Annotated in this window: 24 protein-coding genes; 14 read left to right on the plus strand and 10 right to left on the minus strand. The window is 65.2% G+C overall.

Annotation, left to right across the window (positions count from 1 at the left end; translation table 11 throughout):
- Positions 1 to 62: 62 nt before the first annotated feature.
- Complete coding sequence (locus tag BMW90_RS00745) at positions 63 to 986, minus strand: MBL fold metallo-hydrolase (RefSeq protein ID WP_074834317.1); 924 nt, start codon at positions 984 to 986, stop codon at positions 63 to 65.
- A gap of 91 nt (positions 987 to 1,077) precedes the next feature.
- Here BMW90_RS00745 and BMW90_RS00750 point away from each other — a divergent pair, with 91 nt between their 5' ends.
- Both BMW90_RS00750 and gltX read left to right on the plus strand, forming a co-directional pair.
- Positions 1,078 to 1,512, plus strand: coding sequence for a DUF1801 domain-containing protein (locus BMW90_RS00750; RefSeq protein ID WP_074834319.1), 435 nt, complete (start codon positions 1,078 to 1,080; stop codon positions 1,510 to 1,512).
- A gap of 122 nt (positions 1,513 to 1,634) precedes the next feature.
- The gene (gene gltX / locus BMW90_RS00755; protein WP_074834321.1) at positions 1,635 to 2,957 is read left to right on the plus strand and encodes a glutamate--tRNA ligase; all 1,323 of its coding nucleotides are present in this window, start codon (positions 1,635 to 1,637) and stop codon (positions 2,955 to 2,957) included.
- A 119-nt stretch (positions 2,958 to 3,076) separates the two neighbouring features.
- On the opposite strand, the gene BMW90_RS00760 is transcribed toward gltX, so the two are convergent.
- The 6 genes from BMW90_RS00760 to BMW90_RS00785 form a co-directional block, all read right to left on the minus strand.
- Positions 3,077 to 3,415 (minus strand): tRNA-binding protein, encoded by a 339-nt coding sequence (locus tag BMW90_RS00760; protein WP_048529799.1) that lies wholly within the window; start codon positions 3,413 to 3,415, stop codon positions 3,077 to 3,079.
- Positions 3,408 to 4,223, minus strand: coding sequence for a pyrroline-5-carboxylate reductase (proC, locus tag BMW90_RS00765; RefSeq protein ID WP_074834322.1), 816 nt, complete (start codon positions 4,221 to 4,223; stop codon positions 3,408 to 3,410). The genes BMW90_RS00760 and proC overlap by 8 nt, the downstream gene beginning before the upstream one ends.
- Positions 4,224 to 4,257: 34 nt before the next feature.
- Positions 4,258 to 4,758: a type III secretion system chaperone family protein gene (locus BMW90_RS00770; RefSeq protein WP_074834323.1), complete on the minus strand. Its 501-nt coding sequence runs from the start codon at positions 4,756 to 4,758 to the stop codon at positions 4,258 to 4,260.
- A 331-nt stretch (positions 4,759 to 5,089) separates the two neighbouring features.
- Complete coding sequence (locus tag BMW90_RS00775) at positions 5,090 to 6,742, minus strand: BCCT family transporter (protein ID WP_048529802.1); 1,653 nt, start codon at positions 6,740 to 6,742, stop codon at positions 5,090 to 5,092.
- A 51-nt stretch (positions 6,743 to 6,793) separates the two neighbouring features.
- Positions 6,794 to 7,210: a universal stress protein gene (locus tag BMW90_RS00780; protein ID WP_074834326.1), complete on the minus strand. Its 417-nt coding sequence runs from the start codon at positions 7,208 to 7,210 to the stop codon at positions 6,794 to 6,796.
- A 230-nt stretch (positions 7,211 to 7,440) separates the two neighbouring features.
- Positions 7,441 to 7,686, minus strand: coding sequence for an accessory factor UbiK family protein (locus BMW90_RS00785; RefSeq protein WP_048529805.1), 246 nt, complete (start codon positions 7,684 to 7,686; stop codon positions 7,441 to 7,443).
- A 92-nt stretch (positions 7,687 to 7,778) separates the two neighbouring features.
- Between BMW90_RS00785 and lgt the strand changes: the two genes are divergently transcribed.
- The 5 genes from lgt to BMW90_RS00805 all read left to right on the plus strand — a co-directional run bounded on the left by lgt (position 7,779) and on the right by BMW90_RS00805 (position 11,951).
- Positions 7,779 to 8,663, plus strand: a complete 885-nt coding sequence (gene lgt / locus BMW90_RS00790; RefSeq protein ID WP_074834328.1) for a prolipoprotein diacylglyceryl transferase — start codon at positions 7,779 to 7,781, stop codon at positions 8,661 to 8,663.
- Positions 8,660 to 9,718: a class I SAM-dependent methyltransferase gene (locus tag BMW90_RS00795; protein ID WP_074834329.1), complete on the plus strand. Its 1,059-nt coding sequence runs from the start codon at positions 8,660 to 8,662 to the stop codon at positions 9,716 to 9,718. The genes lgt and BMW90_RS00795 overlap by 4 nt, the downstream gene beginning before the upstream one ends.
- Entirely contained in the window at positions 9,715 to 10,470 is a 756-nt protein-coding gene (pgeF, locus tag BMW90_RS00800) for a peptidoglycan editing factor PgeF (protein ID WP_074834331.1), read from the plus strand. The genes BMW90_RS00795 and pgeF overlap by 4 nt, the downstream gene beginning before the upstream one ends.
- Before the next feature lie 251 nt (positions 10,471 to 10,721).
- Complete coding sequence (locus BMW90_RS26565) at positions 10,722 to 10,859, plus strand: hypothetical protein (protein ID WP_158499006.1); 138 nt, start codon at positions 10,722 to 10,724, stop codon at positions 10,857 to 10,859.
- 294 nt (positions 10,860 to 11,153) lie between these two features.
- Complete coding sequence (locus BMW90_RS00805) at positions 11,154 to 11,951, plus strand: Hint domain-containing protein (RefSeq protein ID WP_083415902.1); 798 nt, start codon at positions 11,154 to 11,156, stop codon at positions 11,949 to 11,951.
- Here BMW90_RS00805 and BMW90_RS00810 read toward each other — a convergent pair.
- The 3 genes from BMW90_RS00810 to gloB all read right to left on the minus strand — a co-directional run bounded on the left by BMW90_RS00810 (position 11,948) and on the right by gloB (position 16,169).
- Complete coding sequence (locus BMW90_RS00810) at positions 11,948 to 12,895, minus strand: M23 family metallopeptidase (RefSeq protein WP_074834333.1); 948 nt, start codon at positions 12,893 to 12,895, stop codon at positions 11,948 to 11,950. The two genes, BMW90_RS00805 and BMW90_RS00810, sit on opposite strands and share 4 nt — an antisense overlap.
- Entirely contained in the window at positions 12,892 to 15,222 is a 2,331-nt protein-coding gene (clpA, locus tag BMW90_RS00815; protein ID WP_048529814.1) for an ATP-dependent Clp protease ATP-binding subunit ClpA, read from the minus strand. Before clpA ends, BMW90_RS00810 begins: the two co-directional genes overlap by 4 nt.
- A gap of 176 nt (positions 15,223 to 15,398) precedes the next feature.
- Positions 15,399 to 16,169: a hydroxyacylglutathione hydrolase gene (gene gloB, locus BMW90_RS00820; RefSeq protein ID WP_048529816.1), complete on the minus strand. Its 771-nt coding sequence runs from the start codon at positions 16,167 to 16,169 to the stop codon at positions 15,399 to 15,401.
- Positions 16,170 to 16,232: 63 nt separating this feature from the next.
- On the opposite strand from gloB, the gene BMW90_RS00825 reads away from it, so the two are divergent.
- From BMW90_RS00825 to trpB, 7 genes are all read left to right on the plus strand, one after another.
- The gene (locus tag BMW90_RS00825) at positions 16,233 to 16,979 is read left to right on the plus strand and encodes a methyltransferase domain-containing protein (RefSeq protein WP_048529818.1); all 747 of its coding nucleotides are present in this window, start codon (positions 16,233 to 16,235) and stop codon (positions 16,977 to 16,979) included.
- A gap of 273 nt (positions 16,980 to 17,252) precedes the next feature.
- Entirely contained in the window at positions 17,253 to 17,819 is a 567-nt protein-coding gene (locus BMW90_RS00830; protein ID WP_048529820.1) for a F0F1 ATP synthase subunit delta, read from the plus strand.
- Positions 17,820 to 19,358 carry a F0F1 ATP synthase subunit alpha gene (atpA, locus tag BMW90_RS00835; protein ID WP_048529822.1) on the plus strand — a complete coding sequence of 513 codons (1,539 nt, stop codon included), beginning with the start codon at positions 17,820 to 17,822 and terminating at the stop codon, positions 19,356 to 19,358.
- A 12-nt stretch (positions 19,359 to 19,370) separates the two neighbouring features.
- Positions 19,371 to 20,255, plus strand: a complete 885-nt coding sequence (locus tag BMW90_RS00840; RefSeq protein WP_048529824.1) for a F0F1 ATP synthase subunit gamma — start codon at positions 19,371 to 19,373, stop codon at positions 20,253 to 20,255.
- A 16-nt stretch (positions 20,256 to 20,271) separates the two neighbouring features.
- Positions 20,272 to 21,696: a F0F1 ATP synthase subunit beta gene (atpD, locus tag BMW90_RS00845; RefSeq protein WP_074834334.1), complete on the plus strand. Its 1,425-nt coding sequence runs from the start codon at positions 20,272 to 20,274 to the stop codon at positions 21,694 to 21,696.
- 72 nt (positions 21,697 to 21,768) lie between these two features.
- Positions 21,769 to 22,203 (plus strand): F0F1 ATP synthase subunit epsilon, encoded by a 435-nt coding sequence (locus BMW90_RS00850; RefSeq protein WP_048529829.1) that lies wholly within the window; start codon positions 21,769 to 21,771, stop codon positions 22,201 to 22,203.
- A gap of 223 nt (positions 22,204 to 22,426) precedes the next feature.
- The gene (gene trpB, locus BMW90_RS00855) at positions 22,427 to 23,659 is read left to right on the plus strand and encodes a tryptophan synthase subunit beta (protein ID WP_048529830.1); all 1,233 of its coding nucleotides are present in this window, start codon (positions 22,427 to 22,429) and stop codon (positions 23,657 to 23,659) included.
- Positions 23,660 to 23,799: the final 140 nt, after the last annotated feature.

Here is a 23,799-nt window from a genome sequence, read left to right on the forward strand (position 1 = left end):
CGGGCCCAGGGCAATGCAGGCCGGCCTTTCGTCAGGCCGGCCCATGACGTCGCAAGGCAGGCTCAGAGCATCAGCTGATAGCTCATCGGCGTGTAGTGATAGCCGCTGTCGCGCATGTCGACATAGCCGATGGCCGGGAAGGGCATGTGGTAGCCGATGAAGGGCAGCTTGTCGGCGGCCATCATCCCGAGCAGCTCCTTGCGGGACGCGGCGGCGGCGGATTTGTCCATGTCGAAACGCACTTCCCAGTCGGGATAGGCCAGCGACCAGACGTAGTGGTTGGCGAAATCGGCGGCGACGATCAGGTTCTGCCCGCCGCTTTCCAGACGATAGACCATATGCCCGGGGGTATGGCCGAAGGCCTCGATCGCCTCGATGCCGGAGGCCACGCTGTCGCCGCCCGAGATCATCTCCATCCGCTCGGCCAGCGGCCGCACCTTGGCCTCGAAGCCCTCGTTGCCGGCATTCGACCAATGGTCGAATTCGGTGGCGCCGGTGACGTAACGCGCATTGCCAAAGGTGGCGGCGCCGCTGTCATCGGCCAGCCCGCCGATGTGGTCGCCATGCATGTGGGTGATGACAACCACGTCGACGTCCCCGGGCGCATGTCCGGCGGCCTCGAGCGCGGCGGTGATGCCGGCGGGGTTCAGCCCGGTGTCGAAGAGCACCAGTTCGCTGCCGGTGTTGACCAGCGTCGGCGTAAAGAAGAACTGCGCCTGATCTGTGGGGATATGGGCGGCCTCGGAGGCGGCGGCAAACTCCTCTTCGCTGGCGTTGAGGCCAAAGATGGTCTGCGGATCGGGGACGGCGCGGGTGCCTGCAAGCAGCGTCGTCACCTCGAAATCGCCCAGCTTCACGCGGCGGAAATCAACCGTGTTGATGCCCTGCTGCGCGGTCTGCGCCCGGGCACCTGTGGCGGCAAGCCCGGCCAGAGGGGTCGCGGCGGCCGAAGCCAGCAGGCCGCGTCGGGTCAGTTTCGGTGTCATGCAATATCTCCCTGTAATATGCGGACAGATGTAACACGTTGTGCAAAACTTATTCCGTCGCTCACGGCTTCGTGACGGGGAGGGAGGCGGAATGGCCAAGGCCGAGAACAAGACGCAACCGACCGGCGCCTCGGTGCGCGAATTTCTGGCAGAGGTGCACCCGGAGCGCCGGCGCGCCGATGCCCGGGCGCTGGATGCGCTGTTTCGCGAGGTGACCGGTTTTCAGCCGCAGATGTGGGGCGCGAGCATCATCGGCTATGGCCGCTACCACTATGTCTACGACAGCGGCCGCGCGGGCGATTTCCTGGCCACCGGCTTTGCCCCGCGCAAGACCGCCCTGTCGATCTACATCATGCCGGGTTATGCCGATTTCGGCGACATCCTGGCGCGGCTGGGCAAGCACAGGACCGGGGTTTCCTGCCTCTATGTCAACAAGCTGGCGGATATCGACTTGGCGGTCCTGGGCGAACTGATCGGCGCCGGGCTGCGGGATCTACAGGGGCATTGGCCGGTGGAGCCGAGCTGAGACAACCTGAGGCGGGATGGCTGCGCGGCTGACCTGTTCCTCCCGGGGGCGGTGTGGCGCGGGCGGGAAAGCTGGACAAGCGCGGCGGATCATGGGAAAGGCTCAGCCAACAGGAGACCCCCATGACCACCACCCGTTTCGCCCCGTCGCCCACCGGCTATATCCACATCGGCAACCTGCGCACCGCGCTGTTCAACTGGCTGATCGCGCGCAAGGCTGGCGGCACCTTCATCCTGCGCATCGACGACACCGATCCCGAGCGCTCGAAAGAGGAATATGTCGACGCCATCAAGCAGGATCTGGAATGGCTGGGCCTGACCTGGGACCGGGTGGAACGGCAATCCGAACGGCTTGACCGCTACGAGGCCGCCGCCGAGACGCTGCGCCAGAAAGGCCGGTTCTACGAGGCGTTCGAGACGCCCACCGAACTCGACCTCAAGCGCAAGAAACAGCTCAACATGGGCAAGCCGCCGGTCTATGACCGCGCGGCGCTGGCGCTGTCGGAGACCGACAGGGACCGGCTGAGGGAAGAGCGCGGCCAGGGGGTCTGGCGCTTCAAGCTCGATCAGGAACGGATCGAATGGACCGACGGCATTCTCGGGCCGATCTCGATCGATGCCGCCTCGGTCTCGGACCCGGTGCTGATCCGGCAGGACGGGCAGATGCTCTATACCCTGGCGTCGGTGGTGGATGACACCGAGATGGGGGTGACCCATGTGGTGCGCGGTTCGGACCATGTGACCAATACCGCGACGCAGATCCAGATCATCGAGGCGCTGGGCGGCACGCCGCCGGAGTTCGCCCACCATTCGCTTCTGACCGGGCCGCAGGGCGAGGCGCTGTCGAAACGTCTCGGCACGCTGAGCCTGCGTGACCTGCGCGCGCGCGGGGTGGAGCCGATGGCGCTGCTGTCGCTGATGGCGCGGCTGGGCTCCTCCGACCCGGTGGAGCTTCGCACCGAGATGGCCGAGCTGATCGAGGGCTTCGACCTGTCGAAATTCGGCTCGGCGCCGACCAAGTTCGACGAGCAGGACCTCTATCCGCTGACCGGCCGGTTCCTTCAGACGCTGGCCTATGCCGATGTCGCCGAAGACATCCGGGCGCTGGGCGTGCCCGATGCCCTGGCCGAGCGCTTCTGGACGGTGACGCGGGAGAATATCTCGACCAAGGGCGAGCTGAAAGCCTGGTGGGAGATGTTCCGCGACGGCGCCGAGCCGGTGATCGCCGAGGAAGACGCGGCCTTTGTGGCCGAGGCCATGGCGCTGCTGCCCGAGGGCCCGTTCGACGGCGAGACCTGGGGCGACTGGACCGGCGCGGTGAAAGCCGCCACCGGGCGCAAGGGCCGGGGGCTCTTCATGCCGCTCCGCAAGGCGCTGACCGGCATGGAGCGCGGGCCGGACATGTCGGACGTGATGCCGCTGTTGCAGGTGGTCAAGGCGCGCTGAGACGCCGCCCTACGCTGCTTCCCGCCCCGGACCTGATCCGGGGCCTCATCCCTCATCCGCCTTCCGGGCCGCCGCCGTGAGGCCCCGGCGCCAAGGCCGGGGCGGTGGCGCCTCTGAGCTCAGTGCATCCGCTGGCCGTTGGCGACCGGTTGGTCGGGGGCGAGCAGGATGATGCCGCCGGTGTCGTCGCTGAGACCGAGGGTCAGCACCTCGGACATGAAAGGCCCGATCTGGCGCGGCGGGAAGTTGACCACCGCCATGACCTGCCGCCCGACGAGGGCGTCCGGCGCGTAATGATCGGTGATCTGCGCCGAGGTCTTCTTTTCGCCGATCTCGGGGCCGAAATCGATCCAGAGCTTGAACGCCGGCTTGCGCGCCTCGGGAAAGGGTTCGGCGCGCAGCACGGTGCCGGCGCGGATGTCGACCTTGAGGAAATCGTCGAAACTGATTTCAGCCATCGCTCAACTCCTTCGAACGGGTGGTTGCTGCCGCGACGGCGCGCGCGAGCAAGGGCGGAAAACCGGTCTCTGCGTCCATCAGCACCTCGAGCGCGGCCTGGGTGGTACCATTGGGCGAGGTCACGTTCTTGCGCAGCTGTGCCGGGCTTTCCTCGGCCGCTTCGGCCAGCACGCCGGCACCGCCGACCGTGGCGCGCGCCAGTTTCATCGCCAGCTCGGCCGGCAGGCCCTGGGCCTCGCCGGCGGCGGCCAGAGTCTCGATCAGGTGAAAGACATAGGCCGGACCGGAGCCGGAGACGCCGGTCACCGCGTCCATCTGGCCTTCGTCGTCGAGCCGCACGGTCTGACCCACCGCCTGCAACAGGCTTTCGGCCAGGACCATCTGCGCTTCGGAGACCTTGCGGTTGCCGATCAGCGCGGTGATGCCGCGACCGACGGCGGCAGGGGTGTTGGGCATGGCGCGGATGATCGGATTGTCGGCGCCCAGCATCTCTTCATAGGTCGCCAGGGTGACGCCTGCGGCGACCGAGACAAACAGCGTCTTGCCGGTGGCCATGGCCTTGATCGCGGGCAGGGCGTCGCCCATCATCTGCGGCTTGACGGCGATCAGCACGATGGCGGGTGCGGCGGGCAGCTCGGCGTTGATATGGACGCCCTGGGCCTGCAACCAGTCGGACGCATAGGGATCGATCACATGCACCGACGTGGCGGGCAGGCCATCGGTCAGCCACCCTTGCAGCATCGCCGATCCCATCTTGCCGCAGCCCAACAACACCAGGCCGCGTTCGGCCAGATCCTCTGAGGTCATTGCCCCCTCCTGTCCTTGCATTCGGGGGCGAGTGTTACGCGCGGCCGTAGGCCTCTGCAATGGCAACCTGAAGCGCCTCTTTCGGGCTGCGATCACCCCAGACCACCAGTTGCAGGGCAGGGTAATAGCGCTCGGCGCTCATCACCGCGGCGCTGATCATCGTGTCGATCTGTTCCGGGCTGGCGACCTGTCCGCCGGCCAGTACCAAGCCGTAGCGATAGACCATCAGCTGGTTCTCGCCCCACCAGGTGAAGGCGCCGGCCCAGCATTGGTCGTTGATCGCGTTGATCGCCTCGCAAAGCTGCGGGGTCTTGTCCTTGGGCGGCTCCATCTCGAAGCTGCAAATCAGCCGCAGCGTCTCGTCATAGGCCGACCAGGCCAGGGTGATGGAATAGGTCCGCCACTGGCCTTCAACCGCCATGGCGATCTGGTCATCGTGGATGCGGTCGAAATCCCAATCGTTGTGGTCGGCGATATGTTCGACGATGTCGATCGGGTGGAGATCGTCCTCCAGGTATTGCTCGGAAAGTGCCATGCGCCACCTCTTTGTTTTGGTAGCGCGAGGGGGTGGCAGCGCCCCAAGCGCTAGGTGCCTGCTCTAGGGGCGGTGGGCTTTTCCGCTGCCCCTACTTGATATGGTGACGGGAGGCCTGTCTCAAGTAAAGCGATATTTCGGTGACACCCGCAATAAGTTGTGGATGGAATGCCATTGGGTACTAAAAGAATGCACAGACTGACCTGTCGGTGTTGATAACCCCGGCCTGCGCGGTGTGTCGCGGATTTCGACCCGGAAACAAGAACGCCCCCGCAGGTTCCTGCGGGGGCGCATCGGCCCCGGTCACGCCGGGGCCTGCAACAGGCAACGATCAGCCGCGCGGTTCGGCTCTCAGGCCCTTGATGATGGCCACGCAGATCAGCAGCAGGATCACCGTGAAGGGCAACCCGGTCGAGATCACCATCGCCTGAAGCGCGCCGAGCCCGCCGCCGATCAGCAGCGCAATCGCCACCAGCCCTTCGAAGGTGCACCAGAACACCCGTTGCGGCATCGGCGCATCGACCTTGCCGCCGGCGGTGATCGTATCGATCACCAGCGAGCCGCTGTCGGACGAGGTGACGAAGAAGACGATCACCAGAATGATGCCGATGGTCGAGGTGATGGCGGCAAAGGGCAGGCCTTCGAGCATCGCAAACAGCGACAGGGGCGGGTTGTAGCTGTCGATCACCTGCGCCTTGACGGCGCTGCCCGCGGGGTCGGCGATGACCTGTTCGATGGCCGCGCCGCCGAACACCGCCATCCACAGAAGGCAGACGAAAGACGGGATGATCAGCACACAGGTGACGAATTCGCGCACCGTGCGGCCACGGCTGACCCGGGCGATGAACATGCCGACGAAGGGGGACCAGGAAATCCACCAGGCCCAGTAGAAGGCGGTCCAGCCCTGCATGTAGCCGGTGTCTTCACGGCCATGCGGGTTGGACAGCGGAATGACCTCCTGGAAATAGGCGAGGATGCCACGGCCGAATTCCGACAGGATGGTGCCGGCGCCGGCTGCGACAAGCACAAAGACCAGCAGCAGCAGGGCAATCACCATGTTGATCTCGGAGAGCACCTTGACGCCGCCGTCAAGCCCGCGCAGCACCGAGATCAGCGCCACCGCGGTGATCGCGATGATCAGGATCACCTGCACGGTGATGCTGTTGGGCAGGCCGTAGACATATTCCAGCCCGGCGTTCGCCTGCTGCGCGCCAAAGCCCAGCGAGGTGGCGAGGCCGAAGAGCGTGGCAAAGACGGCCAGGGTGTCGATGATATGGCCGGTCCAGCCCCAGACCCGTTCGCCAAAGATCGGGTAGAAGGCCGAGCGGATGGTGAGCGGCAGGCCCTTGTTGTAGGTAAAGAGCGCCAGGGCCAGCGCCACCACGGCATAGATTGCCCAGGGGTGCAGTGCCCAGTGATAGGAGGTGGCGGCCAGGGCCATGCGGCGCGCTTCGGCGACGTTTTCCTCGATCAGGGCGCCGTCCTCGGTAAAGGGCCGCACCACGCCCAGCGGCTCGTCGCCCCAAGGGGTGCCGAAGTAATAGACCGGCTCGAGCACGCCAAAGAACATAAGGCCGATGCCCATGCCGGCGGCAAAGAGCATGGCGAACCATCCCGGATAGCCATAGTCGGGCGTGGCGTCCCGGCCGCCGAGCCGCACCGAGCCCCAGGGCGAGACGATCAGGAACAGGCAGAAGAGCACGAAGATATTGGCCGACCAGAGGAAGAACCAGTCGAAGTTGGAGGTCAGCGCCGGGCGCAGCCAGCCAAAGAATTCACCGGCCTGACCCGGCGCCACCAGGGCGTAGGCCACAAAGGCGACGATGGAGAGGCCCGAGATCAGAAAGACAGGATTGTGGATATCGAGGCCGATCGGGCCCATTTTGGTCTCGATATTGTCCTGCCCGATCTCGTAATCGGTTTCGATGATATCCGCCGCGCCCTCTGGCGCGGGGATACCCTGATCGGTGTTTATGTCTGTCATTGGACAGTCCCCTTGTAGTGTCGGTTCCGGGCCGGGGCCGGGCTGAGCGGATCAGCCGCGCACCAGCAGGACCGAGCATTTCGCGTGTTCGGCGACCTTGCCGCCGTTCGAAGGCCAGACGTATTCCATCAGTCCGGGCACATGGCTTTGCATCACGATGAGGTCGGCGCCGATCTCTTCGGCGGCCTCGAGCAGCGCGTCGTCGATCTCGGTCGCCGGGTCATGCGCCATTTTTGTGTGTGCCTCGGAAGAGATTCCAAGCGATGCCGCCTTGTCTTTGGCAAAGTCGGCGAGTTTTTCTTGGTATTCCGCCGGGTTGTGCGCCACCGAGGACGGTACGCCGGAGGTTACCCCGACATAAACCAGGCTGGCCTCGTAGAGCTTGGCGAGATCGGCCGCACATTGAAGCGAATGCGTCAGCTTTTCGCGGTGCGTCAGGTCGACGGGCACCATGATTTTCTTGAACATTTTCTTCCCTCCGTGTTGCGCGGTGTTTGTCTTGGATCACCGGGAACCTGGTTGGCGCCTTCGGCCAGCACGGGCCAAGTGGCCCTGCGCTGCGCCGCAGAGCCTATTTGTTGTGCAGCCGTGATGCAAACAGACAGCCGGCTCTGTTCGAAAGCTAGCGCGCCGGTTGCAAAGAAAAAGGCCGGGCAATTGGCCCGGCCTCCGCACTCCGATTGTCTGACAGGACGTCGTCAGCCGTCCTTGCGCTCGAGCTTGTCGAGCCGCGCCTTGAGCAGCTCGTTTTCCTCGCGGGCCTTCTGGGCCATGCCGCGCACCGCATCGAACTCTTCGCGGGTCACAAAATCGCGATCCGCCAGCCAGCGGTCCATCATCGATTTCATCGCGGTTTCCGCCTCGGTCCTGGCGCCCTGAGCCACGCCCATTGCGTTAGTCATCAGTTGCGACAGGTCGTCGAATACCTTGTTCCGGCTCTGCATGGGGTCTCTCCGTTACATTTGGTTACTATATGGCGGCCCCGGAGGCGGGCGACAAGGTTGACCTTGGCAAAAGCGAAAGGCAAAGGAGCGTCATGTCATCGGTCATCCCATTCCCCCCGCTCAGCCCCGAGATCTTCTCGGTCGATCTCTTTGGCATGAGCTTTGCTCTGCGCTGGTATGCGCTGGCCTATATCGCCGGGATCGTGCTTGGCTGGGTGCTGGCAGTGCGGCTGCTGAAACGCCCGACGCTGTGGCGCAACGACAGCCCGCCGATGACGCCGGCGCAGCTCGAGGACCTGATGACCTGGATCATCCTCGGCATCATCCTGGGCGGGCGGCTGGGCTTTGTGCTGTTCTATCAGCCGGGCTACTACCTCGCCAATCCGGGCGAGATCCTGATGATCTGGCAGGGCGGCATGTCCTTTCATGGCGGGCTTCTCGGGGTCATCCTCGCGGCCTGGATCTGGAGCGCCCGCAACAATGTCGAACGCCTGCCGATGGCCGACATGATGGCGCTGGGCACCTGGCCGGGGCTGCTCTTCGGCCGGTTGGCGAATTTCGTGAACGCCGAGCTTTGGGGCCGTCCGACCGATCTGCCCTGGGCGGTGGCCTTCCCCGGCACGGCGGCGCAGAATTGCGGCCAGCCGGCGGGCGAACTGTGCGGCCGGCACCCGAGCCAGCTTTATGAAGCCGGGCTCGAGGGCGTGCTGCTTGGCGTGCTGCTGCTCTGGCTGGCGCTGGCGCGCGGCTGGCTCAAGACGCCGGGGCGGATTGCCGCGATGTTCTTTGCCGGTTACGGCGCGGCGCGTTTCTTTGTCGAATTCTTTCGCCAGCCGGATGAACAATTCGTCAGCCCGGGCAACCCGCTGGGGCTGGCCTGGCACGTCGGCGGCTGGGGGCTGACCATGGGGCAGCTTCTGTCGCTGCCGATGATCGTCGTGGGGCTCTGGTTGGTGCTGCGGAAACGCCCGGCATGAGTGCACTTGCGCCGATCCTTCTGGAGCGCATCGCGGCCGAGGGGCCGATTTCACTGGCCGATTACATGGCCACCTGCCTAATGCACCCCGATCACGGGGTCTATACCGCGCGCGATCCGCTGGGGGCGGCGGGCGATTTCACCACCGCGCCCGAGATCAGCCAGATGTTCGGCGAACTCATCGGCCTGGCGCTGGCGCAGGCCTGGATCGATCAGGGGCGGCCGGCGTTCGCCCTGGCCGAGCTGGGGCCGGGGCGGGGCACGTTGATGGCGGATATCCTGCGGGCTGGACGCCGCGTGCCGGGCTTTCTCGAGGCCGCGCAGGTCATGCTGGTCGAGGCATCGCCGCTGCTGCGCGACCGGCAGAAGGCGGCGTTGCAAGGCCATGCGGTGGCCTGGGCCGACCATGTCGATGCGCTACCGCAGGCACCGCTCTGGCTGGTCGCGAACGAATTCTTCGACGCGCTGCCGGTGCGGCAGTTCGAACGCCAAGGTGCGGGCTGGTGCGAGCATCGGGTCGGCGCCCGCGACGGCGCGCTGGTGCTGGGGCGGACCGAACCGACGGCGGTTCCGGCGCTGGCCCATCGGCTGGCAGATACCGGCGAGGGCGATGTCGTCGAGCTGGCGCCGGGTCTGCCGGTGATCGCGCAGGCCATCGGCCAGCGGATCGCCGATCACGGCGGTGCGGCGCTGATCGTGGATTACGGCGATTGGCGGTCGCTGGGTGATACCTTGCAGGCGCTGAAGGCGCACCGGCGCGTCGATCCGCTGGCCAGCCCGGGCGAGGCCGATCTCACCACCCATGTGGATTTCGAGGCCATCGCCGCCGCCGCCGGCTGTGCCCATACCCGCCTGACCCCGCAGGGGGTGTTTCTCGAACGGCTGGGCATCACGCCGCGCGCGCAGCAATTGGCCGGTGCCCTGCAAGGTGCCGCGCTCGAGAGCCATGTTGCCGCACATCGCCGGTTGACGCACCCCGAGGAAATGGGGACGCTCTTCAAAATTCTGGGGCTGCTGCCCGAAGGCGCCCCGCCGATACCCGGATTGGACCTATGACGCTGGAAATCCTCACATCCGATCTTTTGGCCCCGGTCAGGCACGGGTTCTTTACCCGCCGCGGTGGCGCCTCTTCGGGTGTGTTTCACGGGCTGAACTGCGGCCAGGGCTCCTCGGATCAATCCGAGATCGTGGCGATCAATCGCAGCCGGGTCGCCGCCAGCCTCGGACTGGCGGCGCAAAGCCTGGTGACAGTGCATCAGGTGCATTCCGCCACCGCCGTGCCGGTCGAGACGCCGTTTGACACGCCGCCGCGCGCCGATGCGATGGTGACGGCGACGCCGGGCCTGGCGCTGGGCGTGCTGAGCGCGGATTGCCAGCCGGTGCTGTTTGCCGATGTCCGGGCCGGCGTGATCGGCGCCGCCCATGCCGGCTGGCGCGGTGCGCTCGACGGCGTGCTCGAGGCGACGCTGGACGCGATGGAGGCCCTGGGCGCCGCGCGCGAGGACGTGCATGCGGTGATCGGGCCCACGATCTCGCAAAGCGCCTATGAGGTCGGGCCCGAGTTCGTCGAGGATTTCATGGCCGAAGACCCGCAAAGCGCACGCTTTTTCGGCCAGGGCAAGGGCGACCGCTATCTGTTCGATCTGCCGGGGTTCGGCCTTTATCGGCTGCGCATGGCCGGGGTGGGCGAGGCCGAATGGTTGCGCCGCTGCACCTATGGCGATGCCGACCGGTTCTATTCCTACCGCCGCTCGGTGCATGCCGGCGAGGCCGATTACGGCCGGCTGATTTCGGCGATCCGACTGTGATTGCGGCACGGGCGGGGCAGGGGGCTGCCTTGTCCTTGCCACATTGCCCGGGCGCGGGATGCGGAGTGTCCGGTTAAGTTTTTGAAAAAATTTAATAAAATGCAGATTGACGCACCGCCGTTTTTCCAGCCTGCGGCCGGGCGGAATTAACCAGAAATCATTCGTCCTGCCGCACGCCTGCCGAAAACCGCGTGCATACTGTCGGGGACAGCGCGGCTCTTTCTGCCGCGGATCAGATCGAGGAATGCAATATGAAAACCCGGTTTATCCAATCCGCCGTTCAGCGTGCGCAACAGTCCAAGGCCGAGCTGCCCTTTGCCCGCGGCACCCGCCGCGCCGCAGCGATCGCGCGCCGCAAGCAAGCGGCCCCGCTGCGCAAGAGCGCCTGATAGCCACGCCAAGTCCCCCACGTGACAAGCCGTGCCCCTTGCCGAGGGCGCGGCTTTTGGCTGATGTCCGCTCCGATTCGCCAGCGTGCAGAATTGTGGCAGGCCGGTTTTCGCAGCCACGACAATCCAGCCGCATTCGCCGGGATTGGCCTGCCAGGGCCGCCCAATCGATGCAAGATTTTGACGGATCAACGGAATTCTGCTTCTTTGATCTCGTTGACTAGACGCAATCAGTCCGTCTGTCGTTGTCGGTGGGGGCCGGCGCGGATGTGACCCACACTCTGGGAGCATATCATGACGAGTCCCCTTTTGCCGCATCAGCGGCGCCTCTCCGCCACAGAGCGCATGCCGGTTACGGCGGTCCAACGCTTTGCCCGCGCCGGAGACCGGCCCCGACGCGACCTGCCGATGATGCGGCGCATGGAAGTGGCCGCGCTCAACGCCGATTTCTCCATCCAGGAACAGAGCTTTGCCGTGCCGCAGACCGAAGTCTTCGAGCGCGCGGTGTCGGGTTTTGCCCGCGGCACCGTGCTGGCCACGCCGAACGGGCCGGTGGCGATCGAGGATCTGCTGCCCGGCGACATGGTGCAGTCTTCCCAGGGGCCGCAGCGGGTGCGCTGGATCGGTTCGGCGGCGATCATGCCCGATCAGGCGCTGCCGGGCAGCATGCTTGATGGGTTGATCCGCGTCACCGCCGAGGCCTTTGGCGTCGGCCGGCCCGGCAGCGACGTCGTGCTGGGGCCGGGTGCCGCGATCCTGCACAACCCGCCGCAGTTCCGCGCCGCCACCGGCGAGGGCCATGTGCTGACGCCGGTGCAGGATTTCATCGACGGGGTGAGCGTCTTCAAGGTGACGCCGCCGAGTGCGGTCAAGATCTATCACCTGATGCTCGACCGGCATGCGGCGGTCCAGGCCGGGGGGCTCGAGGTCGAGAGCTATCACCCCGGCAGCGGCGCCGTGGGACGCATGGGCGAGAATGCGCAGCGGCTTTTCATGTCGCTCTTTCCCTTCCTGACGCATCCGCGCGACTTCGGAGCCCTCGGGTTTCCGCGGGTCGAACTGGAAATGCTCGAAGGCCTCCGGGTCGGTTAACGCAGGGTGAGCGTGGTGGCGCGGGTTTCCAGCGGGTCCGCGCCGCGCCGCAGCGTCACCGTCAGCCGGTAGTCGCCGGCCGGCCAGCCGCCGGCCTGCGCCTTGCGACCGGCGGCGCGAAACAGCGTCGCCTGCGGCTTCTCGATTGGCGCGTCATGGGCGATCACCCGGCCTTCGGGCCCGTCGATGACGATCCGCAGGACATCGCCGGCGCGCGCCCCGAAGGCATGGCCATAGCCCACCAGCGCGGTGTCGCGGCGTGGCGGTGTGTCGTCGGCGCTGCCCTCGGTCACCGCCGCCAGATCGGGCACCTGCGCCGCAAAGCCGAGCGACAGGAGGCCGCCGGGGCGATAGGCGGGCGGATCCTGCCAGAGCGTGGCGCCGCTGCCGCAACTGTCGGCGTTCTCGGGTGCAAAGGGATCGATCACCGTGCCGTTCCGGCGCAGGGTCATGTGCAGATGCGGAAACTGGGTGCGGCCGCTGAGCCCGATCTCGCCCAGCACCGTGCCGGCCGCGATCTCTTGGCCCTCGGTGACCGCGATGGTGCCCTGGCGCATGTGGCAATATTGGGTTTCCCAGCCATCGGCATGCCGGATGGCAACCCCGTTGCCGCAGTCCTTGCCCGCCAGATCACGGCCGTCGTGCAGCCGGTCGGCCACCCCGTCGCGGCGTGCGCGCACCACGCCCGGCGCGGCGGCGCGCACGCGCACGCCCTGGGCCATGGCCGCAAGCGTGGGCAGGGCGATGTCGGTGCCCTTGTGGCCGTCGTAACTCATCCCCTGACAGGTGAAATCCCGCGCGCCGGGGCCGGGATCGTGATCGACATATTGCTGGATGTAGCAGGTCTCGCCCAGGGTGCAGTCCACCGGGAAGTCCAAAGAAAAGGGCTCAGCCGCCGCGAGGGAGGCCGAGCCCAGAAGGCAGGCGCAGAGCCTGCGGATCATTCCGCCGTCAAAAGCGGCGGTTTTTTCCCGGCGAGGCGCGGATTGTCCGGCCCGCTCATTTGCAGGTCGATCTTGCCGTCCTTGATCGCCACGCGGACGACGCCGCCCTTGGCCAGCTTGCCGAACAGAAGCTCTTCGGCCAGCGGCTTCTTGATGTGTTCCTGGATGACGCGGGCCAGCGGGCGGGCACCCATCTTGTCGTCATAGCCTTTCTCACCCAGCCATTCGGCCGCCGGCTTGGTCAGCTCGATGGTGACATTGCGGTCCATCAACTGCGCCTCGAGCTGCAACACGAACTTCTCGACCACCTGGGCGATGACCGATTTCGGCAGCGGCTTGAAGCTGATGACAGCGTCCAGCCGGTTGCGGAACTCGGGCGTGAAGGTGCGTTCGATCGCCGCCGTGTCCTCGCCCTCGCGCCGGTCGCGGCCAAAGCCGATGGCGGCCTTGGCCTGTTCAGAAGCGCCGGCATTCGAGGTCATGATCAGGATCACGTTGCGGAAATCCACTGTCCGGCCGTTGTGGTCGGTCAATGTGCCGTGGTCCATCACCTGGAGCAGGATGTTGTAGACATCCGGGTGCGCCTTTTCCATCTCGTCCAGCAGCAGCACGCAATGCGGGTGCTGATCGACGCCATCGGTCAACTGGCCGCCCTGGTCAAAGCCGACATAGCCCGGAGGCGCGCCGATCAGACGCGAGACCGCATGTTTCTCCATGTATTCCGACATGTCGAAACGCAGCAGTTCGACGCCCAGCGTATCGGCGAGCTGTTTGGCCACCTCGGTCTTGCCGACGCCGGTGGGGCCGGCAAACAGGTAGTTGCCGATCGGCTTCTCCGGTTCGCGCAGGCCGGCGCGGGCCAGCTTGATCGCCGAAGAGAGCGCCACGATGGCATCATCCTGACCAAAGACCACGCGCTTCAGGCTGGTTTCCAGATCCTTGAGCACCTCGGCATCGTCCTTGGAGACGTTTTTCGGCGGGATGCGCGCGATCTTGGCCACGACATCCTCGATCTCCTTGGTACCGATGGTCTTGCGACGGCGGCTCTCGACGATCAGATGCTGCGCCGCGCCGGCCTCATCGATTACGTCGATGGCCTTGTCGGGCAGTTTCCGGTCGGTGATGTAGCGCGCCGAGAGCTCCACCGCGGTCTTGATTGCGTCAGCGGTGTACTTGATGTGGTGGTGGTCCTCGAAATAGGGTTTCAACCCCTTGAGGATCTTGACCGAATCCTCGACCGAAGGTTCCACCACGTCGATCTTCTGGAACCGGCGGGCCAGCGCGCGGTCCTTCTCGAAGTGCTGGCGGAACTCCTTGTAGGTGGTCGAGCCCATGGTGCGCAGCTTGCCGCCTTGAAGCGCGGGCTTCAGCAGGTTGGAGGCATCCATCGCCCCGCCAGAGGTGGCGCCGGCGCCGATCACGGTGTGGATTTCGTCGATGAAGAGCACCGCGTTGGGATGTTCCTCAAGCTCGTTGACCACCGCCTTGAGCCGTTCCTCGAAATCGCCGCGATAGCGGGTGCCGGCCAGGAGCGCGCCCATGTCGAGCGAATAGATCGTGGTGCCGGCAAGCACCTCGGGGGTTTCGCCGGCCTCGATCTTGCGCGCCAGACCTTCCGCGATGGCGGTCTTGCCGACGCCCGGATCGCCCACCAGAAGCGGGTTGTTCTTGCGCCGGCGGCAGAGCACCTGGATGCAGCGCTCGACCTCGCTCTCGCGGCCGATCAGCGGATCGACATCGCCAAGGCGGGCCTTTTCGTTCAGGTCGACGCAGTATTTGCCAAGCGCGCTTTCCTTCTGGTCGGCCTCGGGGGTGCTGTCGGTGGTTTGCTGGTCGTCGTCCATGTCCTGGGCGCCGGTCACCGGCCGGGCCTCGCCATAGGCGGGATCCTTGGCGACACCATGGGCGATGAAATTCACCGCGTCATAGCGCGTCATGTCCTGCTCTTGCAGGAAATAGGCGGCGTTGGACTCGCGTTCCGCAAAGATCGCCACCAGCACGTTGGCGCCGGTCACCTCGGTGCGGCCCGAGCTCTGGACATGGATCGCGGCGCGCTGGATCACCCGCTGGAAGGCCGCCGTCGGAACCGCCTCGGATCCTTCGATGTCGGTCACCAGGTTCGACAGGTCGGTGTCGACATATTCCACCAGCTTGGTGCGCAGCTCCTCGGTGTCGACCGAGCAGGCTTTCATCACCCGCGTCGCGTCGGGTTCGTCGATCAGCGCCAGAAGCAGATGCTCCAGCGTTGCGAATTCATGCGAGCGGCTGTTGGCCAGGGCCAGGGCCGCGTGGATCGCCTGTTCAAGCGTATTTGAGAATGAAGGCACTTTATTCGTGCTCCTTCTAATCTGTGTCGGCGGCGAAAGACGCCAAGCCAACCGTGGCCTCATAAGGTTAAAGTTTGGTCGATCTCAGGCCCGCTTCAAGTTTTTTCTTTGCGAACCCGCTCACATTTCCAAACACTGTGTGCACAGCGCCGTGATATGCGGCAGCGCGGCGAGGGCTAGGAAAAGCTGTCGCGACGCTTGCGTACCTCGGCAAAAACGGCCAGGGGATCACCGTCTGCCAGACCGACCGAGGCCTGAACCGCCGGGATATGGCAGCGCAGGAACGGGTTGGTGTCCAGCTCGAGTGCAAGGGTTGTGGGGACAGTGGCGCGCCCCGCTGCGCGCGCCGCCGCAATCTCGTCTCTGCGAGAGATAAGGCGGGAATTCTCCGGTTCAATGGTCAGGGCAAAGCGGACGTTGGTTTCGGCGTATTCATGGCCCGAACAGACGATTGTTTCCGGCGGCAGGACGGCCATCCGGCCCAGGCTGTCGAACATCTGCGCCGCGGTGCCCTCGAACAGCCGGCCACAGCCCAGGTGCATCAGGCTGTCCATCGTCACCAGGATGGCCGAGGTCGGCAGGTGATAGGCGACATGGCCGGTGGTATGACCCGGCACCTCGATCACCTCGACGCTTTCGCCGCCAAGCGGCACCACATCGCCCTGGCCGACCTGCTGGTCGAGCGAGGGCAGGCGGTGGGCATCGGCGGCGGCGCCGATCACCCGGGCCGGCGCCTTGGCCAGAAGATCGGCGGTGCCCTGCACGTGGTCGGGGTGGTGGTGGGTCAGGAAGACATGGCTGAGGCGCCAGCCGCGCGCCTCCAGCGTCTCCAGGATCGGCCCGGCTTCGGGCACGTCGAACACCGCCGTTTCGCCGCTTTTGTCGTCGTGCACGAGATAGGCGTAATTGTCCGACAGACAGGGGATGGTCACAAGCTCAAGGGGCATGGCAATTCGCGGCTCCGTTGCTAGAGTGGCCCTCAAGTCTGACCCAAGCCGACGCGGATCGCAATGCACCTGGATGTACAGGACCTGAGGAATTTCTATTACCGCAGCGCGCTTGGCCGTGCGGCGCAGCGGGCGGTGAGTACCCGGATGCTGCGGCTCTGGCCCGAGGCCAAGGGCCAGACGGTGGCGGGCTTTGGATTTGCCGTGCCGCTGCTGCGGCCCTATCTGGCCGAGGCGCGCCGGGTCATGGCGCTGATGCCGGGGCCGCAGGGGGTGATGCGCTGGCCGGCCGGGATGCCCAATGTCTCGGTGCTGACCGAAGAAACCTCCTGGCCGGTCGAGACCGGGCGGATCGACAAGCTGGTGGTGATGCACGGGCTGGAAACCTCGGAGCGGCCCTCGGTGCTGCTCGAGGAATGCCATCGGGTGCTGGGGCCGGGGGGCAAGATCCTCTTTGTCGTGCCCAACCGCGCCGGGCTCTGGTCGCGCAGCGATGCCACGCCTTTCGGTTATGGCCGGCCCTACACGCAGAGCCAGCTCGAGACCCAGTTGCGCAGCCATGGCTTCATGCCGGAAAAACATGCCTCGGCGCTGTACCAGCCGCCGTCGCCACGGCGGTTCTGGATGAAGACCGGGCGGCTCTGGGAAAGTTCGGGCCAGCGCTTTGGCCTGCCGCTGCCCGCGGGGGTGCTGATGGTCGAGGCCTCCAAGCGCGTGCAGGCGCCGCATGACCCCGGTCTGCGGGTCCGGGTGCCCAGCCCGCTCGACGTCCTCAGCCCGAAGCCCGCAAAAGAGGCAAAGCCCGTTTAGGCGCTAACAGCGGAAAATCCACCCCGGGAATCGTCGCAGTTCACGAAAATGAAAGATTTTTGAGACGCTTGCAGGTGCGCATTCGGTCGCACATGCGGCAAGCTGCTGATAACACTTATTTATCCACGCGGCTTAAAAACCCTCAAGTATGTTGCGGGGTTGAGAAGGCTCTGCTACATCCGGCGTGATTTAGCGCCTTGAGAGATGTCAGGGCCGGGAAACGTCCCCGGACGCCACAGGAATGCGGCAAACCGGGGCCAGACAGTCGGAAGGGTGGACGTGTCCGAACCAGCTTCGATTTCCTCGGGTATTGCCGATCGCTATGCGTCGGCCGTGTTCGAGATTGCCAACGAGAACGGCACTATCGCCGAACTTGAAACCAGCCTCGACGATCTGGCTGCCGCACTCGACAGCAGCGAGGAACTGCGCGACCTGATCGGCAACCCGCTGTATTCCCGCGACGATCAGCAGAACGCCATCATCGCAATCGGTCAGAAGATGAAGCTCCTCCCGGTGCTCGTCAATACCATGGGCCTGATGGCGGCCAAGCGCCGCCTGTTCGTCCTGCCTCACCTGGTCGCCCGGCTGCGCGCCAAGATTGCCGCCCACAAGGGCGAAGTGACCGCGGATGTGACCAGCGCCACGGCCCTGAGCCCGGCGCAGGCCGATGCCCTGGCGGCATCGCTGAAGAAATCCGTGGGCAAGGATGTCAAAGTAAATGCGACCGTCGATGAGAGCCTCATCGGCGGTCTTGTTGTCAAGGTGGGCTCGAAGATGATCGATACCTCGATCCGCTCGAAGCTCAATTCCCTCCAGAATGCAATGAAAGAGGTCGGATAAATGGGTATCCAAGCAGCCGAGATTTCTGCGATCCTAAAGGAGCAGATCCAAAACTTCGGGCAAGAAGCCGAAGTCGCCGAAGTGGGCCGCGTGCTCTCTGTCGGTGACGGTATCGCGCGGGTCTATGGCCTCGACAGCATCCAGGCGGGTGAAATGGTCGAGTTCCCCGGCGGCATCATGGGCATGGCGCTGAACCTCGAGACCGACAACGTCGGTGTGGTGATCTTCGGTTCCGACCGGGACATCAAGGAAGGCGACACCGTCAAGCGCACCAATTCGATCGTGGACGTCCCCGCAGGCCCCGAGTTGCTCGGCCGCGTGGTCGACGGCCTCGGCAATCCGCTGGACGGCAAGGGCCCGATCAAGGCGTCCGAGCGTCGCATCGCCGACGTCAAGGCGCCGGGCATCATCCCGCGTAAATCCGTGCATGAACCGATGGCGACCGGCCTCAAGGCCGTCGACTCGATGATCCCGATCGGCCGTGGCCAGCGCGAGCTGATCATTGGCGACCGTCAGACCGGCAAGACCGCCGTCGCGCTCGACGCGGTTCTGAACCAGAAATCGTACAACGACGCCGCCGGCGATGACGACAGCAAGAAGCTGTACTGCGTCTATGTCGCGATCGGCCAGAAGCGGTCCACCGTGGCGCAGCTGGTTAAGCGTCTCGAGGAATCTGGCGCCATCGACTATTCGATCGTCGTCGCCGCGACCGCCTCCGACCCTGCGCCGATGCAGTTCCTGGCGCCCTATGCCGCAACCGCAATGGCCGAGTACTTCCGTGACAACGGCAAGCACGCGCTGATCATCTACGATGACCTCTCCAAACAAGCCGTGTCCTACCGCCAGATGTCGCTGCTGCTGCGTCGTCCGCCGGGCCGTGAAGCCTATCCGGGTGACGTTTTCTACCTCCACTCGCGCCTGCTCGAGCGTTCGGCCAAGCTGAACGAGGACAACGGCGCCGGCTCGCTGACCGCGCTGCCGATCATCGAAACCCAGGGTGGTGACGTTTCGGCCTTTATTCCGACCAACGTGATCTCGATCACCGACGGCCAGATCTTCCTTGAGACCGAGCTGTTCTATCAGGGCATCCGCCCCGCCGTGAACACCGGTCTGTCGGTCTCGCGCGTGGGCTCCTCGGCTCAGACCAACGCGATGAAATCGGTCGCCGGTCCGGTGAAACTGGAACTCGCTCAGTACCGCGAAATGGCGGCCTTTGCGCAGTTCGGTTCCGACCTCGACGCCGCGACCCAGCAGCTGCTGAACCGTGGTGCGCGTCTGACCGAGCTGATGAAGCAGCCGCAGTATTCGCCGCTGACCAACGCCGAAATCGTCTGCGTGATCTTCGCCGGCACCAAAGGCTACCTCGACAAGATCAAGGTGTCCGAAGTGGGCCGCTTCGAGAAGGGCCTGCTGCAACACCTGCGTTCCAAGCACGCCGATCTTCTGGATTACATCACCGAAGAAGACCCGAAGATCAAAGGTGAAGCCGAGGACAAGATCCGCGCCGCACTGGACGAATTCGCCGCCGACTTCGCATAAGGAGATAAGGCTATGCCAAATCTCAAGGACTTGAAAAACAGGATCGAGTCGGTCAAGTCGACCCGCAAGATCACCAAGGCCATGCAGATGGTGGCCGCCGCGAAACTGCGGCGGGCACAGGAAGCGGCCGAGATGGCGCGCCCCTATGCCGAACGGTTCAATGCCGTGATGGCCGGGCTCGCCCAATCGGTGGGTGACAGCGACAGCGCGCCCAAGCTTCTGTCGGGCACCGGCAGTGACGACGTGCATCTGCTCGTCGTCATGACCGCCGAGCGCGGCCTCTGCGGTGGCTTCAACGGCAATATCGCCAAGCTGGCCAAGACCCGCGCCCGGGAGCTTCTCGACAAGGGCAAGACGGTCAAGATCCTGACCGTCGGCAAGAAGGGCCGCGACGTGCTCAAACGCGACTTCGGCGACCATCTGGTCGGCCATGTCGATCTGAGCGAGGTCAAACGCGTCGGCTATGTCAACGCGCAGGAGATCGCCAAGGACGTTCTCGGCCGCTTCGATGCGGGCGAGTTCGATGTGGCGACGCTGTTCTATTCGAAGTTCCAGAACGTGGTGACCCAGATTCCCACGGCGCAACAGATCATCCCCGCCAGCTTCGAGGCTGACGAGGACGGTGAAGAGACGGGCACCAGCACGCTCTACGATTACGAGCCCAGCGAAGAGGCCATCCTGGCCGATTTGCTGCCGCGCGGGGTGGCCACCCAGATCTTTGCCGGTCTGCTGGAAAACGCCGCGTCGGAGCAGGGCGCGCGGATGTCCGCCATGGACAACGCGACGCGCAATGCCGGCGACATGATCGACAAGCTGACCATCGAGTACAACCGCTCGCGTCAGGCCGTCATCACCAATGAACTGATCGAAATTATCTCGGGCGCGGAAGCGCTCTAAGAACCGGAGACGAAACATGGCAAACGCAACTGGCAAAGTGACTCAGGTCATCGGCGCCGTGGTCGACGTGCAGTTCGACGACCATCTGCCGGCGATTCTGAACGCGCTGACCACCGACAACAACGGCAACCGTCTGGTTCTGGAAGTGGCACAGCACCTGGGCGAAAACACCGTCCGCACCATCGCGATGGACGCGACCGAAGGTCTGGTCCGGGGTCAGGAAGTGGTTGACACCGACGGCCCGATCTCGGTGCCGGTGGGCAACGCCACCCTGGGCCGCATCCTCAACGTCGTGGGCGAGCCCGTGGACGAAGGCGGCCCGGTCTCGGCCTCCGAGACCCGCGCCATCCACCAGCCGGCGCCGGAGTTCTCCGAGCAGTCGACCGAGTCGGAAATCCTCGTCACCGGCATCAAGGTCGTCGACCTGCTGGCCCCCTACGCAAAAGGCGGCAAGATCGGCCTCTTCGGCGGCGCCGGCGTGGGAAAGACCGTTCTCATCATGGAACTGATCAACAACATCGCCAAGGTGCACTCGGGCTACTCCGTGTTCGCCGGTGTTGGTGAACGGACCCGTGAGGGCAACGACCTCTACCACGAGATGATCGAATCCAACGTCATCAAGCCCGACAATCTGGAAGAGAGCCAGGTGGCACTGGTCTACGGCCAGATGAACGAGCCTCCGGGGGCGCGTGCCCGTGTTGCGCTGACCGGCCTGACCCTGGCCGAGCAGTTCCGCGACCAGTCCGGGACCGACGTTCTGTTCTTCGTCGACAACATCTTCCGCTTCACCCAGGCGGGCTCCGAGGTGTCGGCGCTTCTGGGCCGTATTCCTTCGGCGGTGGGCTACCAGCCGACGCTGGCCACCGACATGGGCGCGATGCAGGAACGCATCACCTCGACCAAGCAGGGCTCGATCACATCGATCCAGGCCGTCTACGTTCCCGCGGACGACCTGACCGACCCGGCACCGGCAACCACCTTTGCCCACCTCGACGCCACGACCGTTCTGTCGCGCGCCATTTCCGAGCTGGGCATCTACCCGGCGGTGGATCCGCTGGACAGCTCGTCGCGCCTGATGGACCCGGCGATCGTGGGTGAAGAGCACTACAAGGTGGCCTCGGATGTGCAGAACATCCTCCAGCGCTACAAGTCGCTTCAGGACATCATCGCCATCCTCGGCATGGACGAACTGTCGGAAGAGGACAAGCTGACCGTGGCCCGCGCCCGGAAGATCCAGCGGTTCCTGTCGCAGCCGTTCGACGTGGCGAAGGTCTTCACCGGCTCCGACGGTGTGCAGGTGCCGCTCGAGGAAACGATCTCGTCCTTCAAGGCGGTTGTCGCCGGCGAATACGATCACCTGCCCGAAGGCGCCTTCTACATGGTTGGCGGCATCGAAGAGGTGAAAGCCAAAGCCGAGAAGATGGCTGCCGACGCGGCCTGAGGAAACGGCCGGTCGCCCCGATGAGGGCCCGCAGGGGCCCGCAAAGGGGCGACCTCTCCAAAGGAGAAGAACATGGCAGACGAAATGCAATTCGACCTGGTCAGCCCCGAGCGGAGCCTCGCTTCGCAAAAGGTGACCGCGGTCCAGATCCCCGGTGCCGACGGTGACATGACGGCAATGGCCGATCACGCGCCGACCATCACCACGCTGCGCCCCGGCGTTCTGCGGATCGAGGGGGCCGAGACGGCGGAATATGTCGTCACCGGCGGCTTCGCCCAGATCAAGGCCGACGGCGTGACCGTGCTGGCCGAACGCGCGATCCCGCGTGCCGACATGACGCAGGAGCTGCTCGACGAGATGATCGCCGAAGCCGCCTCCGTGCACAAATCGGCCAAAGAGGCGAAAGAGCCCGACAGCAACGCCGTCGACGACGCGGTCAAGCTGGTGGCGGACATGGTCGCCATGGGCGGCGAGATCGGCCTGTCCTCGCAACAGCCGAGCCTCTGAGCCGCACCGGCCCGAGAGTTTGAAACGGCGCGCCTCCGGGCGCGCCGTTTGGGTTTCCGGCGCCCCGCGCGCGGGACCTGATCCGGGGCCCCCGGCGTGCGGCAGGAGGTCCCGGGGCGGGCCCGGGACGGGCGGGGCATGTGGGCAAAGGGCGCCGCACAAAGGCTTTCCTTCCGGGCGTCGCGGCTATATTCAGGGCGGCGAAACCGACACGGGGTGCAGCATGTCCAACGATCTTTTCAATTCCTTCATGACCGGCCCCGACGAAAAGGGCCGCTTCGGCAATTACGGCGGCCGCTTCGTCTCGGAAACGCTGATGCCGCTGATCCTGTCGCTGGAAGAGGAATACGAAAAGGCCAAGACCGACCAGAGTTTCTGGGACGAGATGGACCACCTGTGGAAACACTACGTCGGCCGGCCGAGCCCGCTCTATTTCGCCGAGGGTCTGACCGAGCGCCTGGGCGGTGCCAAGGTCTATCTCAAGCGGGACGAGCTGAACCACACCGGCGCGCACAAGATCAACAACGTGCTGGGTCAGATCCTGCTGGCGCGGCGCATGGGCAAGACCCGGATCATCGCCGAGACCGGCGCCGGCCAGCATGGGGTGGCAACGGCGACGGTCTGTGCCAAGTTCGGGCTGAAATGCGTGGTCTACATGGGTGCGCATGACGTCGAGCGGCAGAAGCCCAACGTCTTCCGCATGCGGCTCCTGGGCGCCGAGGTGGTGCCGGTGACCTCCGGCCGCGGCACGCTGAAGGATGCAATGAACGACGCACTGCGCGACTGGGTCACCAATGTGCGCGACACCTTCTACTGCATCGGCACCGTCGCCGGGCCGCACCCGTACCCGGCGATGGTGCGTGATTTCCAGGCGATCATCGGCAAGGAAGCCAAGGAGCAGATCCTCGAGGCCGAGGGCCGTCTGCCCGACACGATCATCGCCGCCATCGGCGGCGGGTCGAACGCCATGGGACTGTTCTATCCCTTCCTCGACGACAAGGATGTGCGCATCATTGGCGTCGAGGCCGGCGGCAAGGGGGTGACCGAGAAGATGGAGCATTGCGCCTCGCTCACCGGCGGCCGGCCCGGCGTGCTGCATGGCAACCGCACCTATCTGTTGCAGGATGACGACGGGCAGATCCTCGAGGGCTATTCCATTTCCGCCGGGCTCGACTATCCCGGCATCGGGCCGGAGCATTCCTGGCTGCATGACACCAAGCGCGCCGAATATGTGGCGATCACCGACAAGGAGGCGCTGGCGGCTTTCCAGCTCTGCTGCGCCGCCGAAGGCATCATCCCGGCGCTCGAGCCCAGCCATGCGCTGGCGCATGTGATGAAGATCGCGCCGGAGCTGCCCCGGGACCACCTGATCGTCATGAACATGTGCGGCCGCGGCGACAAGGACATCTTCGCGGTGGCCAAGCATCTGGGTTTCGACATGGAAGAGGCCGACTGAGGCCTGCGGGCCGGCGGCGACCGCCTCGGCCGGTTTCGCGGCCGGGCTTGACGGAGGGTGTCGGGGGCTTCGCCCCCCGGCCTGCGGCCGCCCCCCAGGATATTTCCGGCCAGAAGACCGCCAGAGCGCGGTGGTGCTGG

Source organism: Marinovum algicola, assembly GCF_900109145.1.
Lineage (GTDB): Bacteria > Pseudomonadota > Alphaproteobacteria > Rhodobacterales > Rhodobacteraceae > Marinovum > Marinovum algicola.

What these genes read in the sequence shown, in the direction of transcription:
- BMW90_RS00780 (WP_074834326.1), bottom strand. Translation starts at nt 7,210, where the DNA reads ATGTTCAAGAAAATCATGGTGCCCGTCGACCTGACGCACCGCGAAAAG.
- BMW90_RS00770 (WP_074834323.1), bottom strand. Translation starts at nt 4,758, where the DNA reads ATGGCACTTTCCGAGCAATACCTGGAGGACGATCTCCACCCGATCGAC.
- BMW90_RS00840 (WP_048529824.1), top strand. Translation starts at nt 19,371, where the DNA reads ATGCCAAATCTCAAGGACTTGAAAAACAGGATCGAGTCGGTCAAGTCG.
- pgeF (WP_074834331.1), top strand. Translation starts at nt 9,715, where the DNA reads ATGACGCTGGAAATCCTCACATCCGATCTTTTGGCCCCGGTCAGGCAC.
- gloB (WP_048529816.1), bottom strand. Translation starts at nt 16,169, where the DNA reads ATGCCCCTTGAGCTTGTGACCATCCCCTGTCTGTCGGACAATTACGCC.
- gltX (WP_074834321.1), top strand. Translation starts at nt 1,635, where the DNA reads ATGACCACCACCCGTTTCGCCCCGTCGCCCACCGGCTATATCCACATC.
- atpD (WP_074834334.1), top strand. Translation starts at nt 20,272, where the DNA reads ATGGCAAACGCAACTGGCAAAGTGACTCAGGTCATCGGCGCCGTGGTC.
- BMW90_RS00745 (WP_074834317.1), bottom strand. Translation starts at nt 986, where the DNA reads ATGACACCGAAACTGACCCGACGCGGCCTGCTGGCTTCGGCCGCCGCG.
- BMW90_RS00850 (WP_048529829.1), top strand. Translation starts at nt 21,769, where the DNA reads ATGGCAGACGAAATGCAATTCGACCTGGTCAGCCCCGAGCGGAGCCTC.
- trpB (WP_048529830.1), top strand. Translation starts at nt 22,427, where the DNA reads ATGTCCAACGATCTTTTCAATTCCTTCATGACCGGCCCCGACGAAAAG.
- BMW90_RS00825 (WP_048529818.1), top strand. Translation starts at nt 16,233, where the DNA reads ATGCACCTGGATGTACAGGACCTGAGGAATTTCTATTACCGCAGCGCG.
- lgt (WP_074834328.1), top strand. Translation starts at nt 7,779, where the DNA reads ATGTCATCGGTCATCCCATTCCCCCCGCTCAGCCCCGAGATCTTCTCG.
- BMW90_RS00785 (WP_048529805.1), bottom strand. Translation starts at nt 7,686, where the DNA reads ATGCAGAGCCGGAACAAGGTATTCGACGACCTGTCGCAACTGATGACT.
- BMW90_RS00805 (WP_083415902.1), top strand. Translation starts at nt 11,154, where the DNA reads ATGACGAGTCCCCTTTTGCCGCATCAGCGGCGCCTCTCCGCCACAGAG.
- proC (WP_074834322.1), bottom strand. Translation starts at nt 4,223, where the DNA reads ATGACCTCAGAGGATCTGGCCGAACGCGGCCTGGTGTTGTTGGGCTGC.
- BMW90_RS00810 (WP_074834333.1), bottom strand. Translation starts at nt 12,895, where the DNA reads ATGATCCGCAGGCTCTGCGCCTGCCTTCTGGGCTCGGCCTCCCTCGCG.
- BMW90_RS00750 (WP_074834319.1), top strand. Translation starts at nt 1,078, where the DNA reads ATGGCCAAGGCCGAGAACAAGACGCAACCGACCGGCGCCTCGGTGCGC.
- BMW90_RS00760 (WP_048529799.1), bottom strand. Translation starts at nt 3,415, where the DNA reads ATGGCTGAAATCAGTTTCGACGATTTCCTCAAGGTCGACATCCGCGCC.
- BMW90_RS00775 (WP_048529802.1), bottom strand. Translation starts at nt 6,742, where the DNA reads ATGACAGACATAAACACCGATCAGGGTATCCCCGCGCCAGAGGGCGCG.
- BMW90_RS00795 (WP_074834329.1), top strand. Translation starts at nt 8,660, where the DNA reads ATGAGTGCACTTGCGCCGATCCTTCTGGAGCGCATCGCGGCCGAGGGG.
- atpA (WP_048529822.1), top strand. Translation starts at nt 17,820, where the DNA reads ATGGGTATCCAAGCAGCCGAGATTTCTGCGATCCTAAAGGAGCAGATC.
- BMW90_RS26565 (WP_158499006.1), top strand. Translation starts at nt 10,722, where the DNA reads ATGAAAACCCGGTTTATCCAATCCGCCGTTCAGCGTGCGCAACAGTCC.